The following is a 16,003-nucleotide window of genomic DNA, read 5'->3' as shown; positions in this document are numbered from 1 at the left end:
ATCATTGAAAGATTAACAAAGAGAAGAAGAAATATCGTTGAGGAACTGTTGTTTTTGTCAATCTTGTCGTTTTTGCCATACTTTACAGTTATCTCACCTTTCTGATTGTTAAGAAGAATTATTCTTTCCTCTGAATGAAATATTCTGTGCTTACTTAAACTTTGTCAAAGTTCTTGGTCGATTATTTTTACAGACTAATCAACGTTTTGAATCGTGTAATGCGTCTTATTAATCTCAAAAGTAAACCCCACTTTATTTCCCATTAAATGAGATCCCAAAGGAGATTGCGGAGAAAGTGCAATAACATTGATTCCATCAATTGCAATTTTAGGAAGCGCAACACTTACATACAAATAGATTCCGTTGGCTTTTACCAAACTTCCAGAAATGATATTTTCAGTTGTTTTTAAAGCGTCAATTTTATCCAGAATCGCTTTTTGAGTAATCGCTTCTTTTAGTTTATTAGTAAGTTTTTCCTGTTCGATATGCATCATCGACAAAGCAGTTTCATGCTTATCCCCGGCAGAACCTTTTGCATCGTTTTTAGAATCTTCGGTCAAAGCCGAAATCATGTCCCTGAAAACATCTATTCGGTCCTGAACCATTTGCAGGTAATGAGAATGTATTTTTTGTTTGAATTCCATAGGTTGTCTGCCACAAAGGCGCTAAGTTGCAAAGATCGTAAAAAAAAGTTAGCCACAAATTCACGAATTATTTTTAACTAAATTCGTGAATTGGTGGCCTGAAACTTTATAAAAAACCTTTGTGGCTTAGCGCCTTTGTGGCAAGAACTTAAAAATCGAATTTATAATTTGCTCCCACTAATACCTGAAATCCTTGTACTGGATAATTCAGCCATTTTTCGTACGCCTGGTTTCCAATATTATTCAACTTCAGGAAACAAGTCAAACGTTCGTTGTATTTGTATCCTAAATGCGCATTGGCATCAAAATAGCTTTTTAGAGTTGTAATCACCGGATCAGTTCCTAAATCTAAGTTCGATTGCATGTCTTTACGTTCTCCTACAAAGAAAACATTCAAACCTGCATACCATTGTTTGGTAATGTTTACATCAAGATTTGAACTTATTTTCATTGATGGTAAATTCCACGCTTCGATACCATCGTATTTATAACTATTAAAAGTTCCGTTGATTCCAAAAGATATATTTCTTGAAAAATCAGCTTTCAATTCTCCATAGAAACGAAATGTTCTTACGTCATCATACACCACTGCAAAAGAGTTTCCGAAAGCATAATTCTGATTCGAGAAATCTTCTGTATAATCGTTGCCTTTGTATAATGCTTTGTCTTTTTCATTCAGGTATGAACCCGTAAGATTATAATTGATATTGTTGGCCAATTTACCTTTTAAACCTGCAAAAACAGTGTATTGATTACTAGTTGGTCGCATGTTTAAAGTTGGCGACAAAAACGGATTATCATTTACAAAATCGGCATAAGAATTTTGTTCTAAACTACCATTTACTCCTGTGTAGAAAATCATTAAATCGCCTACTAATTTGTATGAAGCGTTTACTTTTGGATAAATATAAAATTTGTTTCCGCTGTTCTCAGAATCCAAACCGTAGAACAATCCTGCTCCTAGTTCTAATGTCCAGTCGTTTTCAAGAATTACAAAACTTGGCTCAATACCAAAATTAGTTAAACTGTATTTTAAAGGACTTGTATTATCACGCGCATAATTATGCTCGAAAGATCCGCTTACGTGATCCACAATAATATTAGTATTAATGGATTGATCCATTACTTCTACCTTGAAAGAAGGCTTTACATAAAAGCGATTTTCTGAAGAAGAGAAACTATCTGAAAAATGTGTGAATTTAGTGGATATTTTACTAAAGATTCCTTCATTAAATTCGACATTTCCACCCAATGAAATCGTATTATAAGAATGATTTGGACTAATCCCCCGAATTAAATCATCACGAGTTTGTCCTGCCAAAGTCGAACCAAAATCAGCTGGTAAACCGTACCAGTTATACACCTGGTTTTGATAACCCAAATCAACATTCCATGACATATCGCGATTGTTTACACCGTAACCTACATTTAATGCCGTATCATAAAACTCATCATTTAAATCTACATCTTTGATTCCGCCTTGCGAAGAGTGGTGACGAAACATTCCTGCCACGTAATCATTGTTTCCTAAATCCTGATTCACGAATAATTCAGCATTTAGAGTTCCGTAATTCCCAACTCCTAAAGTGGCATAATTATTAAACAGTTTTTCTCTTTTTGATTTCTCAACACCTTCCGCTTTTCCTTTTGACGGCGTAAATGTAGATGCCACAGGAACCGAGAGAATACTATACTTGATAGTTTCTTTCGGCTGATTTCCGGTATCGTCAAGCGAAGGAGTTTCTTTCACTTTAAATGCATCCGAAATTGTTGGCGAATAAGGTTTTACCACATTTACCGTTTCTGTTCCTATAGTTTCCTCTTTTTTCTTTTGAGCAAACGAAAGCTGAACAACAAACAATACTAGTAAAATGATGATTTTATTATGGCAATTAATTTTCATATTTCTTCTTTTTAAGAGTATAGAGTAAAGAATATAGAAAATAGACTATGCTAAATCCTTTTTATTCTACTCAAACTCTTTGTTCTTTATTCTAAAATCTATATTCTATTCTCTTTATTCTTTGTTCTATTTTCTTTATTCTTTATTCTTTATTCTATTATCTTTCAATTAAGCTTCCCACTCGCCTTTGGCTACAAACTGAGCCTTTCCTCCTATTTGAATATCAAAATCATTGTCGGTTAATTTCCCTTTAAAATAAATCTGAGAGGGACGACCCATATAATCTCCCTGATAATTGATCAGTTCAAATTCAGGTTTATGATATTTTAATAGAAAAGCCTGCAAACAAGTACTCGCGCTTCCTGTTGCTGCATCTTCTACCAATTGATTGTGTTCGACACACAACATTCTGCTAAACAATTTCGAACCCTCCAAATAATAAAAGTATAAACCTCTGTGTGCTGTTTTGCAATTCTTTTTAAGCCATTTGTCGGTTTTATCTTTGTCTAAGACTAAATTTTCCAACGCTCTTTTACTGCTTAATCCAACCATTACAAAAGCGCTTCCGGTCGTTACTTCCTGAATAGGAAACTGATTTTCAAAATCGTGATTTTTTAGATTACTAAATACTGTAATATCTTCTTTCGAAAAAATATCCCAAAATTTCGGCTGAGCAGCTTTTAACCAAATCAAACCTTCCGATTGATGAATTGCAATGGGTCCAATTGGAACGTTTAATTTTATATTCTCCGGCGAATTATCAAATATTTTATTTATCAAAACCCATGAAGTTCCAATTATCGGATGTCCCGCAAATTGCATCTCCTGAGATGGTGTAAATATTTTTATCTCGGCTTTATTATTTTCTTTATCAAGTTTGGTGATAAAAGTGCTTTCGGCGAAATTAATTTCACGCGCAATTTGCTGCATTTCTGCCGAACTTAAATTCCCTGCATCCATAAAAACAGCCAATTGATTACCGGCATATTTTTTATCCGCAAAAACATCAACTATGTAAAAAGGTAAACTCATTATTTTTCTTTTTTTTTCTTAGAAAATAGAGAAAAGACTTTTCAGCAATCTTTCTTCTTGCCTCTTTTTTTCTATTTTCTGCATTCTATGCTCTTTATTCTTATTTATTAATCGAAGAATTTGTCTTAGACTCTTCTGCTTTTATAGCTGCCAACTCTTTTTTAGCTTCTTCGACAACATCCGGATAATCAGTGAAATTGTTGATTACGTTATCTAAAATATAAGTTGCCTGATAACTGTCTTTTAGTCCGTAGAAGTTTTTCGCCATCAACACCAAACTTTTCGCTCCGTAATATTTATAAGCCGAATAATTTTTAGCCAATTTTTGAACTGAAACGTTCGAAGCATCAAACTTGCTTTCTTTCGTTTTAAAATAAGCATCGTAATACAACGCTTCTGCTGCTAATTCTCCTTTTGATGTTGTTGATAATTTTGCGTAAGCTGCTTTCGCTTTGTCTTCATCTCCTGTTTGCATTGCAGCACGTGCTACGATAATTTGTGCGTCGGCTTTTACGTTTGTATCTGCTTTTGCATTTTGCAATACCTTATCTGCATAGGTAACCGAGTTATCATAATCTTTCTTGTCGTAGTAACATTTCATTAAGTTCGCTTGCGCAAAACTTTTATTTTGAGCTGAATCAGCTTCGTCATCTAAGCGTTTTAAGACCGGAATCGATTTATCGCAATCTTTTGCTTTTAAATATATCTGTGCTAACTTCATTAAGGATTGCTCTGTGAATTCGCTTCTTGGCTGATCGATTACATATTGGTAATTGGCTACCGATTTCGTCTCTGAACCTTCCGTATAATACAATTGTGCCAAGTAGAAATTAGCCTCTAATGAATGAAGTCCTGATTGAAATTTATTGATATAACCTGTAAAACCAGTAATAGCCAGTTTGCTGTTATTTTGGCTGTATTGTTTAAAAGCGGCATCATAAGTATCATTATCCAATTCAGCATCTGTAACAGCAACGAAATCTAATGTACGAACCCAGGTTGCATATTCATCTACTTTTCCTGAATCTACATAAATCAATCTCGCTGTAGAAACTGCTTCTAAAGCTTCGGGAGTTTTTGGGAATTCAGCAGCTACTTTTTTGAATTTAGTCAAAGCCAGAGCATCACGATCTGAGTTGTAATAAATCAAACCTTGTTTTAAAATTGATTTTGAAGTAAAAGCTCCGTTTTTATATTCAGAAATTAACTGATCATAGGTTTTAAGCGCCTGATCGTTCTTTTTCTCTGCGGCATACGTATTTCCTAATTCATACAATGCATCGTCGCGATATTCTGATTTTTTATACATCAAAAGGAAATTGTTCAGCTCATCAATTTTCTTATCATTTTTAGACATGAATCCATAAGAAATCGCTTTTTGAAACTGAGCATAATCAGCATCAACGCCTCTTGCTTCGATGGCTTTGGCGTAAGCTTCATTGGCAGCAGTATATTTTGAATTTACAAAACGGCAATCTCCCAAACGCAAATACGAATCATTCAGACGAACTTTATCTTCTTTTGAATTGTCGATTTGTGCCTGAAATGAATTTCCTGCTTGATCGTATTCTTTTAGTTTAAAATAGGTGTATCCAATATTGTAATTGATGTTTTTATATTCATCAGTTGATTTGGCTGCAGCCAATCCAGCAAACTGTTTGTAGCTCAATAATGCATTTTGAAAATCGGCAGTAACATATTCTGTTTCTGCTTTCCAGAAAGTGGCGCGGGCTGTAAACTCAGGAGTTTTTTGTTCGCTGATCGCGCTTTTAAACATTTTTCCCGCTTCCTGATAATTCGATTCATTATACAATTCTAGTCCTCTATAGAAAAGTACTTTTTGATACGCAGCTTTATTTTCTGCCGATCTGTTTTTTTCCAATAAAGTCAAAGCTTCTTTGTAGTTTTTAGTCGAGATATAAGAATCAACCAATAATTTTTCTACTTCAGATCTGCTTGAATTGTTTGGATATTTTTTCAGGAAATCAAGTAAAATTGCCGGAACAGTCTGATACGCATTACCAATATCATAACTCACTTTGGCATAATTCAAAGCCGCATCTTCCTGAATTTGTGCATTAAAATCCATTTCAGATGCATTTTTAAAAGCGTTTAAAGCTTCTTGTTTTTTGCCCGTATTCAAATAAGCCAAACCTAAGTGGTAATAGGCATTTTGAGCTACGAAATCTTTTCCTTCAATGATTTTATTGAACTGGGAAATCGCTTTTTCATACTCTTTTTGCTCATAATAGGCATAACCTAACTGGTAGAAATCGGTATTATTCCATTTTCCTTTTTTACCTGCATATTGCTCTAAAAACGGAATTGCTTTGTCGTATTGTTTTAAATTGAAATAACTTTCGCCGATGATTTTATTTAGTTCTGATTTTTCAAGTTCATTCGATTTAGACATTGCTTTTTGTCCCAAATCAATTGCTTTTTGGAAATTTCCTAACTTGAAATTCATATCAGCCTGATAATACGAGAGCTTCTCTTTGTATTTTTCTTCGCCCGAAACTTCATCAAAATATTTGGTTGCTTCTTTGTAATCATCACCTTCATAGGCCATGAAACCTAAATAATATTTGGCCTGAGAACCAAATTCAGAAGAATTCACCACTTTATTAAAATAAGTTGTCGCTTCTTTTTTCTTTTTGGCATTGAAATAAGCATAACCTTTCTGGAAATTAAATTTATCCGAGTCTGATTTGCTCATGTAACTTTCATCTACTTTATCAAACCATTGGAGCGCTTTTGGGTAATTTCCCTGCTCGAAGAAATACTGTGCAACCTCGATATAAGCCTGATTTTGTTTGGTGCTTGTCGGATAATCGGTTACGAATTTTTCCATCAAAGCATCAGCATTTGCTTTATTGGTTCTAATGGCACAATTGGCGATATAATAAGCACAATCTGACTGAACTTCTTCGGTCGTAGCGTTGTTTTTTACATGTTCGAAAATAAGTTGTGCCGAGGCATATTGTTTGTCATTATATAAAGCCAGTGCTTTGTCAAATTCCTTTAAATCGTAAGTGTAAATAGCTGATTTTTGTGCCGAAACTATGGTCGAAAAAAGGATAATTGGTAATAAAAAGAACCAGGAAAGTTTACGCATTTTAATTATATTTAGTATTCAAATGTATCATTTTATACCGTTTATAACGAAACGTTTCAGCCTTTTATTATGAACAAATATTTTAATGGTTGTTATAAAACAGCTTATTAGACTCCAAAATATTGGTTCTCAAACTTTCTGAGCTATAATTGTTTTACCAATATTAAAATTCTGTTTATTTTTATTGTCACAGATCTCAAAGATTCTCAAAAATTAAATTCAATTTTTCTTTAAAAAAACAGCAAAATCATTCTAATGCTTTTAATCTGTGGCAACTTTTAAAATTTTCTTACTGAAATGATTCAAATTTATTTTGAATCGAAGCGTTATCTTATTACTTTTACCAATCAAATCAATTTATTATGTCACAAACCGTACTATCTCTTAAAGAAGTCACTATATATCAGGAAGGAAGAAAAATTTTATCTCATATTAATCTGGATGTTAACCACGGTGAATTTATCTACATCATTGGAAAAACAGGATCCGGAAAAAGTAGTTTCTTAAAAACTTTATATGCAGATTTACCCTTATCTGAAGGTGAAGGTCACATAGTTGAGTTTGATTTGGCTACTTTAAAAGAAAAAGATATTCCGTATTTGAGACGTAAGATTGGGATCGTATTTCAGGATTTCAAACTACTTCCGGACCGTTCTATAAAAGACAATATGCTTTTTGTTTTAAGAGCAACAGGTTGGGTTGACAAAGAAGGAATGGAACGTAAAATTGATGAAGTTCTGGACAAAGTAGGTATGAAAGAATACGTTAACAAAATGCCGCATCAGCTCTCTGGTGGTGAGCAGCAACGTGTTGCCATTGCAAGAGCTTTGCTTAACGACCCTGAATTTATCCTGGCCGATGAACCAACCGGAAACCTTGATCCTCAAACAAGTTCTGAAGTTCTTGAAGTATTGAAAAAAATCAATGCTAATGGTAAAACGGTTATCATGGCGACTCACGATTATGCTTTATTGCTAAAATTCCCGTCTAAAACATTAAAATGTGAAGACGAAAGAATTTTTGAAGTGGTGCAACGCAGCGTGTAATGCTTTCTATATTAATTCCTACTTATAATTATAATGTTTTTCCGCTTGTTTTAGAGCTTAAAAAACAAGCCGATAATTTAGGAATTCAATATGAAATCCTTGTACAAGATGATCTCAGTAAGGAATTTATTGCTGAAAATTCTAAGATCAATTTATTAGAAAATTGTTCTTTCTCCCTTAATGCAGAAAATTTAGGCAGAGGAAAGAACATCAATGTATTATGCGCTAAATCAAGATATGATTATGTGTTGATTATGGAAGCTGATGCCTTGGCTGAGAATGAATCCTATCTTAAGAATTATACCGAAATACTATCGAAATGGAATCCTGATGTGATTTTTGGCGGAGTTAAATACCCTGAAACTATTCCTTCTAAAGAAAAATTACTGCGATGGAAATACGGTATAAACAGGGAAACGAAATCTTTACAACACCGGCTTAAAAATCAGTACGATTTTGTTTTTACCTGGAATTTACTTTTAAAAAAAGAGATTCTTCTTCAATTCCCTTTTCCGGAATTTATAAAGCAATACGGATATGAAGATTTTATTTTTCTAGAAAACCTACGTTTCAATTCAGTTGCTGTTACTCATATCGAAAATACCTTAATTCACCATAACAACGAAGAGAGTATCGATTTTATAAAGAAATCCGAAAGAGCGGTCAAAAACTTACATCACTTAGTTTACTTTCATAAAATTGATCCTAAAAAAATCAGATTGAGCAAACTTTATGTCATTTTAAATAAACTATATCTTACCGGAATTGTAAAGGCAATATATCTAAAAACAAAGAAACGAATCCTAACTAATTTAACTTCAGAAAATCCGGATTTATATCTACTGGATTTTTATAAATTAGGCTATTATTGTAATCTAAAAAAATAATCGATTATGGTATTTTTTTCCGTTGTCATTCCATTATACAATAAAGCCCGCTATATTGAAAACACTATAAAAAGTGTTCTCAATCAAACCTTTACAGATTATGAAATCATTATAATTAATGATGAATCTACTGATGAAAGCGAAGCTCTGGTTCGTAAATTGAATGACGAGAGAATTCAGATCTTTAATCAAAAAAATCAAGGTGTTTCCGTTGCCCGAAACCTTGGAATAGAAAAATCAAAAGGAAAACTGATCGCTTTTCTGGATGCTGATGATTATTGGTTTTCAAATCATCTCGAAGAATTAGCTCACTTATATCATCATTTTCCTGATTGTGGAATTTACTGTTCACGCTATAAAATTAAAACGTCCAAAAACCACTTTCAAACTCCGTATTATTTTGGTGTAGAGGAATCTTTTCGCGGAGTTGTAAAAGATTATTTTGCCTCAAATATTCCTTTTAGAATTACCTGGACTTCGTCTTTGGCGATACCCAAACAAATTCTTGAAACTTTTAGAGGATTTACGCCGGGTGTAACAAATGGCCAGGACTTGGAATTGTGGACCAAAATTGGAATACAATTTCCCATTGCGATAACCAATAATATTACGGCCATTTACAATAATGATATCCCCGAAAGCCTCGCTAAGAAAAATATTAATTCGATGAACTTAATGGATTTTACGCCATTTAAAAGCGCTGAACAGGAAAATCCTTCTCTAAAAAAGTTTCTGGATTTGTACCGAATAGAATATGGATTTAAATATTATATTTTTGGATATCAAGACAAAAGCTCTTTTTATTTAAAAGATCTCGATAAACAAAATATCAGTTTAAAGATTCGTTTTTTATTGAATATGCCTCCTTTTTGTTTACGCTTTCTCTTTAAATCAAATCGTCTTTTAAAAAAATGGGGAATTAATTTTTCTGTTTATCACTAGAATATTCCAAAAACTCATCAAAATCCCTGATATAATCTTCTTCGATATAAACTTCTGAAGCCACTACCAAACAAACAGATCCCGAAGAAAAATTTTGAAGTTCACGCCAAATTCCCGGATTGATCAATAAACCTTCATAAGGCTTGTTTAAAGTCACGATTTCTTCCTCTTCTCCATCTTTGAGCACCACATCAAAACTACCGCTTAAAGCAACCAAAAATTCCTTAAGCTCTTTGTGCGCATGTCCGCCACGTTCCGAACCGCTTGGCACATCGTACAAATAATAAACGCGCTTAATACCAAAAGGAACAATATCATTTTCGATCACAGAAAGATTACCTCTCGGGTCCTCTATCTTTGGGATGGATAAAATTTGTATTCCATTATTTTTTATTGCCATACTGTAGTTTTTCCAATTTTTGATGTCCTTCTTTTGAACTTTTAAATGCTGATTTAAGCTCACGAAATCTTATTTTTTGTTGTTTTAAATCGAAAAAGAACTTCACAAATATCCAATAAATATAATTGCTTTTGAAAATTCTACTAAACAATGCACCTTGTATATAATATTTTTCTGTGATACTTTTTTTGTCCGAAGATGTAGGTTCTCGATGTTTCACAATAATCTCAGGTTCAAAAACAAGCTGTTGTTTTTTGTTCTTTATATCAAATAAAAAAATGGCTTCTTCTCCCATTTCAAAGACTGCTCCTAACCCGAAATCTTCGTCAAACTTAATTTTAGTTTTATCCAAAATTGTTCGGTTCAGCGTCATTTCTATCGAACTTGTATTAAAAATATCAAAGGCATTCAAATTCGTTTTAGAACGATCAGGATACTTTTTCATCAAACTTCCATCTGACTTTACAGCACAAAAATTGATTGCGGCTACATCCGGAAATTGATTATAAACGTTGATTATTTTAGCAATAAATCCTTGCTGATATACTACATCATCATCAGCAATTACAAGGATTTTTCCAACAGCATTTTCAAGTGCCAAATTCCTGCTTTTGGATAAACCTTTTTCGAAAGAATTTACAACTCTGATCTTAGCATATTCTGATTCTAATTTTTTTCCGACTTGAGTTTGATTAACAATTAAGATTCGGAAATTAGAAAAATGAAGAAAGGGAAAAATTGGAACTAAAAAATCTAATGAATCCTGATTCATGGTAGCAATCAAAATTTCAACATCATTTTCCGTAAAAAAGTTTTCTAGTTTATCTTCCATCTTAGAGCAAATGTAAAAAATACTAAACGAAAAGAATACAATTTAAAACCTGCTCTTTAGTTTTGTTTTTCTATTCAGCAAATCTTAACGCAATCAGGCATAATATTTCTTATTTTTGAATGCTTCAAGAAGCGTTTTGATATTCAACTTTTATGCAAAAAACTCCATTAGTTACCATTATTTGTTTGTGTTACAACCATGAGCAATTTGTAGTTGAATCATTGAATTCAGTTTTAAATCAAACCTATAAAAATATTGAGCTCATTATTGCGGACGATTGCAGTACGGATTCTTCTAAAAAAACCATTAAAAACTGGCTCCAAAACCATCCTGAGATACAATTTATTTGCAACCAAACCAACTTAGGAAATACCAAAACGTTCAATAAAGCATTGAAGATTGCAAAAGGAGATTATGTAATTGATCTTGCGGCCGATGATGTTTTATTGCTAAATTGTGTCGAAAAACAAATCGGTGCTTTTTTAAATTCGGATCAGAAAAAACTAGCTATAGTTTATGGAAATGCCGAAATAATATCAGAGAATAATACGCATCTCAGTTATTATTACGAAGTAAATCCTGAGAAAAAAGTACTAAAAAAAACAGCTACTGGAGATATTTATTCGTCTATATTAGGCCAAAGCAGCATGATTTGTTCTGTTTCTTCGATGGTAAAACGGAAAGTTTTAGAAGAACTAAACGGTTACGATGAAAATCTGGCGTACGAGGATTTAGACCTTTGGATCAGAACAGCCCGAAACTATAACTTTGAATTTATTGATGCGGTTTTGATCCAAAAAAGAGAACTGGAGAATTCATTGGGAAGTCAGTTTTATAAAAAATTCAGTTCCCGAACCCGAAAAATAAATCATTCGACTTATCTTATTATTAAAAAAGCAATTGCATTAAATAAAACAAAAGCCGAAAACAAAGCAATTCTAAAACGAGTGCATCAGGAAATGGTAAAAGCGCAAAAAACGTACGATATTGGGTTGTTTATCAAATATATTCCGTTGGAATTGAAATTGAGGTTTTGATATAAATGGTGTGTTTTTTAAAATAAACTTTTTCTAAAATACACACATAAAACCACTAGATAAATAAAATTATCAAAAGCCTGAGCCATTACAACGCCTTGTATTCCAAAGCATTCCATAAAAACCAAATTCGAAAAATACAAGAGCGCTAGAGAAGATACTTCGGCAATAATAAAAGCTTTGGTTAATTTTTTAGCAAAAAACTCATAGCCTAAAATAAGGAAAGCGACTTTAAAAACATCACCTATAAGCTGCCAGAAGAAAAGTGAAGCAACTGGTAAAAATTCTTTAGTAAACAATACCTGAACGATAAAAAACCGGGCAAAATAAACGACTACTACACCGAGTATAAAAACGGGTAAAATAAATTTATAATATTGCCAAAAAATACTTTTTGTTTCTTTATTCCCCTCTGCTATTGCTAATTTCGGTAAAAAATAAACAGACAATATAGTGCTTACAAAGAGCATATAATACGTTGAAATTCGGGTCATACTTTCCCAAAAACCTGCCTGATAGATACCTAATTTTTCAATAACACTATTTCTCATAGCCAAATAAACCATTGGCCCTAAAACGGATGAAACTATTGCCATTAAAGAGAAAGGCAACAAATCTTTTATAATTTTAAAATCATACAAATGCCACTTTATGGCCTCTAAAAAATTGATTTCTTTTTGTACAAAATAAAAGGTAACCAAAAACAGTAAAGAAGGTGTAATAACAATTGCCAGCAATGCTCCTAATGTTTGAAACTTTAAAATCATGAAAAGAGAAACCAATAATCCAAAAGTATTCCCGATGATATTTACCCAAATTACCTTCTTGAACTGACTTAAACCGTTCAGAACCGCCAATAAAAAAACCGATACCGCATACCAGGGCAAAGCCAACGCCAAGATCTTAAAAACCAGACCATAATCGAAAGTTGAATTTAAAATAGTATTGTTCCAGAAAGAAGCAAAAAAATACAAAATGCCACTTAATATAAGAGCGATAAAAACTAAACTTATAAAAACCGTAGCTAATATTTTTTTTAGAACTTCTTTGTTTTTCTGATTTTCGGCTACATATTTTATTATTCCGCTTTGAAAACCAAGAGTTGAAATACTCTCTAATGAAGTCAAAAAATTGCGCAAATTCCCCACCAAAGCCATTCCGCCGGGACCAACAAAAATGGCTAATATTTTAGAGGTTATTAAACCTATACCAATTTTAATTGCAATACTCAGACTGTTTAAAGAAGTGATTTTAAACAGAGTCGTTTGCGTTATTTTTTTCAGGAAATACAATCTAATATCGATTTAAAACATCAACAATAAAACTCACTTCTTCATCTGTCAAAACAGGACTAATAGGCAGACTCAAAACCTCATTATGAATTTTCTCTGTTATTGGATAAGATAAATTATTCCAGTCCTTAAGTGCTTGCTGTTTGTGCGCAGGAACCGGATAATGAATCACCGTCTGAATATTATTTTCAGATAAATAAGCCTGTAAATCTTCCCTTTTTGAAGTTCTGATCACAAACAAATGGAAAACATGATTATTGGATAAATCCCAAAACGGCAGCGTTATTTTATCGTTTTTAATCTCTGCTAAATAACGTTTTGCAATAATCTGGCGTTTATCGTTATCACTATTTAAATTAGGCAATTTCGCATTCAAAAACGCCGCCTGAAGTTCATCTAATCTTGAATTTACACCAATATATTCATTGAAATACTTTTTATCAGAACCATAATTACGAAGCGAAAAAAGCACTTTTGCCAATTCGGGATCGTTTGTATTTATGGCTCCGCCATCGCCCAAACAGCCTAAATTTTTACCGGGATAAAAACTATACGCCGTAGCTGATTTTAGATTGCTGATTTTAGATTTTAGATTATTTTCCAGCACATCCGTATTTGGAATTTGGAATTTGTTTTTTTTGGAATTCCCAAAAGCTCCATGCGATTGCGCAGCATCTTCAACAACTAGTAAATTATTTCGATTTGCTATTTCATTTATTTTATCCATTTCAGCCAACTGACCGTATAGATGAACCACTAAAATTGCCTTAGTTTTTGACGTAATTTTTTCCTCGATTAAATCCGGGTTGATATTGTAGGTTTCCAATTTTGGCTCAACTAAAACCGGAATCAAATCTGCCTGCAAAATAGCCAGAATACTGGCGATGTAAGTATTTGCAGGAACAATAACTTCATCTCCTTTCTGCAATTTTCCAAGTTGAATATAACCTTTAAAAATCAGGACCAAAGCATCAAAACCATTCCCTACTCCTATGCAATATTTGGTTTGGCAATATTCGGCGAAAGCCTTTTCGAATGTTTCTACTTCTTTTCCTAAAATATACCAGCCATTATCTAAAACCAATTTCAGTTTTTCCTGAAAAGCAGTTTCATAAGGTTGGTTTATTTTTTTTAGGTCCAGAAATGGTATCATTTTATATCAATTTTATAAAAATCCTGATTGTAAACGCTACAGCCTAATTCTTCTTTTTGTTTTAAAAGTCCGGAATGATAGCCGCTTTCATTCTCTTCATTTACAATTCCCATATCAAAAAAGCGTTTGCCTTTTCCTTTGTACTTTTCGATCAAATTAATGAATAAAAAATCAAGTGCTCTTACTCCCTGTCCTTTTTTTGATGTGGCCCCGTATTGCGATTTTATAACATTTTCGGTTTCAAAAATCGTAATTCCGGCAATGATTTCATCGTTTCGACAAACAGAATATTGCCTGATATTTTCGGGGAATTTCTGTTTCAAAAGTGAGATTTCTTCTTTTGAATGAACCGGTTTTACATTGAATTTCTCCAATAATCTCGGCGCTAAAATTTCATCCCAAAAAGGATTAAAATCTTCTTCTTCAATTATATCCAAATCAAGATCTTCAATTTTTCTAAAATGTTTCAGCTTACTTTTAGAAATTTGCAAAGGCAATTCAAGATTAACAGCCAGATTCATTTCTTTTCGCTCTATCACTGCTCCTCTTTTAAACAAGAAAAAGTCAACTTCGTTATTGCCTTCAGGAAAATAAAAGTTTGGAATGGGTTTGTAATAAAAGGTATCAAATGCATTCTCTTTCAAAAAAAGTAAAACGGCGTCTAAGACAGCTTCTACTTTTTCACCTTTCAATTTACTGGCATATACCAATCCGCCGTAGGTAAGTCCCTGATGCGAATAAACAGAATTTCCCACTTTATTGGCAGGCAAAATACTTATGAGCTTTTCGTCCTGATAAACCAAAAGCGAAAAATCTTCAAAACGATCTTTATGATATTCCATAAAATCACGATGAAATAAAAATGTAGCGTTTTTGGCCTGAGCAATAAACTCATTCCAGATTTTACAATCGCTCTGATCGTATTTTTTTACGGTATATTTTGTCATTTATTATAGTTGCTTTTTTTGCCACGAATCGCACGAATTTACACTAATTTTTCTCTGCATAAAATACAAAACAAATATGCGCACATTTTTTGCAGTGGACATGATTCGTGAAATTGGTAGCAAATAAATCTTATTTGTGGTCAAATGCCGGTAAATACCATTTGAATTTTACCGCCAGTAATCGAGCAGTAATAATGACAACCGAGGTAACTAAATACAAAACGTCATCTTCAAGATTGAGTTTTTTTAGCGCAAAAAATACAATTCCGCCAAAAATACAAATCGTAGCATAAATCTCCCTTCTAAAGATCGTTGGGATCTCGGTACACAAAATATCACGGGTTACACCGCCAAAACAAGCCGTCATAGTGCCTAAAGCAATACAAATTACCGGATGCAAACCCGTCATGATACCTCTCTCAAGGCCTATTAAAGTAAAAACACCTAACCCAATTGTGTCAAACAAAAACAAAGAAGTTCTTAATTTGTCAAACTTTTTTCTAAAGAGAATTGCCAATCCAAAACCTAAAATAATAACGTAAACATATTTTAAATCCTGCATCCAGCCCACCGGAGTTCTGCCTATTAAAACATCACGAAGCGTTCCGCCACCTACCGCCGTTACAAAAGCAATGATAAAAACACCAAACGGATCTAGTTTTTTGTGCATTGCCGTTAATGCGCCGGACATTGCAAAAGCCATTGTACCAATAAGGTCTAATAAATGAAACATTTTATTTTTTTTAGGTGCAAAGGTACAAAGGTGCGAAGGT

14 protein-coding genes are annotated in these 16,003 nt (G+C 33.1%); 4 read left to right on the top strand and 10 right to left on the bottom strand.

Annotated elements, in window-relative coordinates:
• Window positions 1-194: 194 nt before the first annotated feature.
• The 4 genes from IRZ78_RS10455 to IRZ78_RS10440 form a co-directional block, all read right to left on the bottom strand.
• The gene (locus tag IRZ78_RS10455; protein WP_194616477.1) at window positions 195-644 is read right to left on the bottom strand and encodes a hypothetical protein; all 450 of its coding nucleotides are present in this window, start codon (window positions 642-644) and stop codon (window positions 195-197) included.
• A 148-nt stretch (window positions 645-792) separates the two neighbouring features.
• On the bottom strand, window positions 793-2,547 hold the full coding sequence (locus IRZ78_RS10450; protein ID WP_194616476.1) for a TonB-dependent receptor: 1,755 nt from the start codon (window positions 2,545-2,547) through the stop codon (window positions 793-795).
• 168 nt (window positions 2,548-2,715) lie between these two features.
• Entirely contained in the window at window positions 2,716-3,579 is an 864-nt protein-coding gene (locus tag IRZ78_RS10445; protein ID WP_194616475.1) for a PhzF family phenazine biosynthesis protein, read from the bottom strand.
• A 100-nt stretch (window positions 3,580-3,679) separates the two neighbouring features.
• The gene (locus IRZ78_RS10440; RefSeq protein ID WP_194616474.1) at window positions 3,680-6,694 is read right to left on the bottom strand and encodes a tetratricopeptide repeat protein; all 3,015 of its coding nucleotides are present in this window, start codon (window positions 6,692-6,694) and stop codon (window positions 3,680-3,682) included.
• A gap of 362 nt (window positions 6,695-7,056) precedes the next feature.
• On the opposite strand from IRZ78_RS10440, the gene IRZ78_RS10435 reads away from it, so the two are divergent.
• From IRZ78_RS10435 to IRZ78_RS10425, 3 genes are read left to right on the top strand one after another with little or no spacing between them, the layout of a single operon-like run.
• Complete coding sequence (locus tag IRZ78_RS10435; RefSeq protein ID WP_194616473.1) at window positions 7,057-7,740, top strand: ATP-binding cassette domain-containing protein; 684 nt, start codon at window positions 7,057-7,059, stop codon at window positions 7,738-7,740.
• A complete protein-coding gene (locus tag IRZ78_RS10430) occupies window positions 7,740-8,627 on the top strand; it encodes a glycosyltransferase (protein ID WP_194616472.1) in 888 nt (295 codons plus the stop codon). Before IRZ78_RS10435 ends, IRZ78_RS10430 begins: the two co-directional genes overlap by 1 nt.
• A gap of 6 nt (window positions 8,628-8,633) precedes the next feature.
• Window positions 8,634-9,569 (top strand): glycosyltransferase family 2 protein, encoded by a 936-nt coding sequence (locus IRZ78_RS10425; RefSeq protein WP_194616471.1) that lies wholly within the window; start codon window positions 8,634-8,636, stop codon window positions 9,567-9,569.
• Here the strand turns inward: IRZ78_RS10425 and IRZ78_RS10420 are convergent.
• Together IRZ78_RS10420 and IRZ78_RS10415 are read right to left on the bottom strand one after the other, a co-directional pair.
• Window positions 9,547-9,969, bottom strand: coding sequence for an FdtA/QdtA family cupin domain-containing protein (locus IRZ78_RS10420; protein WP_194616470.1), 423 nt, complete (start codon window positions 9,967-9,969; stop codon window positions 9,547-9,549). The genes IRZ78_RS10425 and IRZ78_RS10420 overlap by 23 nt on opposite strands.
• Window positions 9,953-10,801, bottom strand: a complete 849-nt coding sequence (locus tag IRZ78_RS10415) for a glycosyltransferase family A protein (RefSeq protein ID WP_194616469.1) — start codon at window positions 10,799-10,801, stop codon at window positions 9,953-9,955. Before IRZ78_RS10415 ends, IRZ78_RS10420 begins: the two co-directional genes overlap by 17 nt.
• A gap of 152 nt (window positions 10,802-10,953) precedes the next feature.
• Between IRZ78_RS10415 and IRZ78_RS10410 the strand changes: the two genes are divergently transcribed.
• Window positions 10,954-11,838, top strand: coding sequence for a glycosyltransferase (locus IRZ78_RS10410; protein WP_194616468.1), 885 nt, complete (start codon window positions 10,954-10,956; stop codon window positions 11,836-11,838).
• A 17-nt stretch (window positions 11,839-11,855) separates the two neighbouring features.
• Here the strand turns inward: IRZ78_RS10410 and IRZ78_RS10405 are convergent, their stop codons facing one another.
• The 4 genes from IRZ78_RS10405 to IRZ78_RS10390 all read right to left on the bottom strand — a co-directional run bounded on the left by IRZ78_RS10405 (window position 11,856) and on the right by IRZ78_RS10390 (window position 15,963).
• Complete coding sequence (locus IRZ78_RS10405; RefSeq protein WP_228520432.1) at window positions 11,856-13,130, bottom strand: O-antigen translocase; 1,275 nt, start codon at window positions 13,128-13,130, stop codon at window positions 11,856-11,858.
• A 1-nt stretch (window position 13,131) separates the two neighbouring features.
• Window positions 13,132-14,283 carry a DegT/DnrJ/EryC1/StrS family aminotransferase gene (locus tag IRZ78_RS10400; RefSeq protein WP_194616467.1) on the bottom strand — a complete coding sequence of 384 codons (1,152 nt, stop codon included), beginning with the start codon at window positions 14,281-14,283 and terminating at the stop codon, window positions 13,132-13,134.
• A complete protein-coding gene (locus tag IRZ78_RS10395; RefSeq protein WP_194616466.1) occupies window positions 14,280-15,230 on the bottom strand; it encodes a FemAB family protein in 951 nt (316 codons plus the stop codon). Before IRZ78_RS10395 ends, IRZ78_RS10400 begins: the two co-directional genes overlap by 4 nt.
• A 130-nt stretch (window positions 15,231-15,360) precedes the next feature.
• Entirely contained in the window at window positions 15,361-15,963 is a 603-nt protein-coding gene (locus tag IRZ78_RS10390; RefSeq protein ID WP_194616465.1) for a trimeric intracellular cation channel family protein, read from the bottom strand.
• Window positions 15,964-16,003 lie beyond the last annotated feature (40 nt).

The organism is Flavobacterium sp. CSZ (genome assembly GCF_015350725.1).
In the GTDB taxonomy this organism is placed as follows: Bacteria; Bacteroidota; Bacteroidia; order Flavobacteriales; family Flavobacteriaceae; genus Flavobacterium.
The sequence above is the reverse complement of the archived record's forward strand: the minus strand, read 5'-3'. Positions and strand labels throughout refer to the sequence as shown.

Bases quoted from the DNA above. Each gene is read 5' to 3' on its own strand.
- IRZ78_RS10455 (WP_194616477.1), bottom strand. From the start codon at position 644: ATGGAATTCAAACAAAAAATACATTCTCATTACCTGCAAATGGTTCAG.
- IRZ78_RS10450 (WP_194616476.1), bottom strand. From the start codon at position 2,547: ATGAAAATTAATTGCCATAATAAAATCATCATTTTACTAGTATTGTTT.
- IRZ78_RS10445 (WP_194616475.1), bottom strand. From the start codon at position 3,579: ATGAGTTTACCTTTTTACATAGTTGATGTTTTTGCGGATAAAAAATAT.
- IRZ78_RS10440 (WP_194616474.1), bottom strand. From the start codon at position 6,694: ATGCGTAAACTTTCCTGGTTCTTTTTATTACCAATTATCCTTTTTTCG.
- IRZ78_RS10435 (WP_194616473.1), top strand. From the start codon at position 7,057: ATGTCACAAACCGTACTATCTCTTAAAGAAGTCACTATATATCAGGAA.
- IRZ78_RS10430 (WP_194616472.1), top strand. From the start codon at position 7,740: ATGCTTTCTATATTAATTCCTACTTATAATTATAATGTTTTTCCGCTT.
- IRZ78_RS10425 (WP_194616471.1), top strand. From the start codon at position 8,634: ATGGTATTTTTTTCCGTTGTCATTCCATTATACAATAAAGCCCGCTAT.
- IRZ78_RS10420 (WP_194616470.1), bottom strand. From the start codon at position 9,969: ATGGCAATAAAAAATAATGGAATACAAATTTTATCCATCCCAAAGATA.
- IRZ78_RS10415 (WP_194616469.1), bottom strand. From the start codon at position 10,801: ATGGAAGATAAACTAGAAAACTTTTTTACGGAAAATGATGTTGAAATT.
- IRZ78_RS10410 (WP_194616468.1), top strand. From the start codon at position 10,954: ATGCAAAAAACTCCATTAGTTACCATTATTTGTTTGTGTTACAACCAT.
- IRZ78_RS10400 (WP_194616467.1), bottom strand. From the start codon at position 14,283: ATGATACCATTTCTGGACCTAAAAAAAATAAACCAACCTTATGAAACT.
- IRZ78_RS10395 (WP_194616466.1), bottom strand. From the start codon at position 15,230: ATGACAAAATATACCGTAAAAAAATACGATCAGAGCGATTGTAAAATC.
- IRZ78_RS10390 (WP_194616465.1), bottom strand. From the start codon at position 15,963: ATGTTTCATTTATTAGACCTTATTGGTACAATGGCTTTTGCAATGTCC.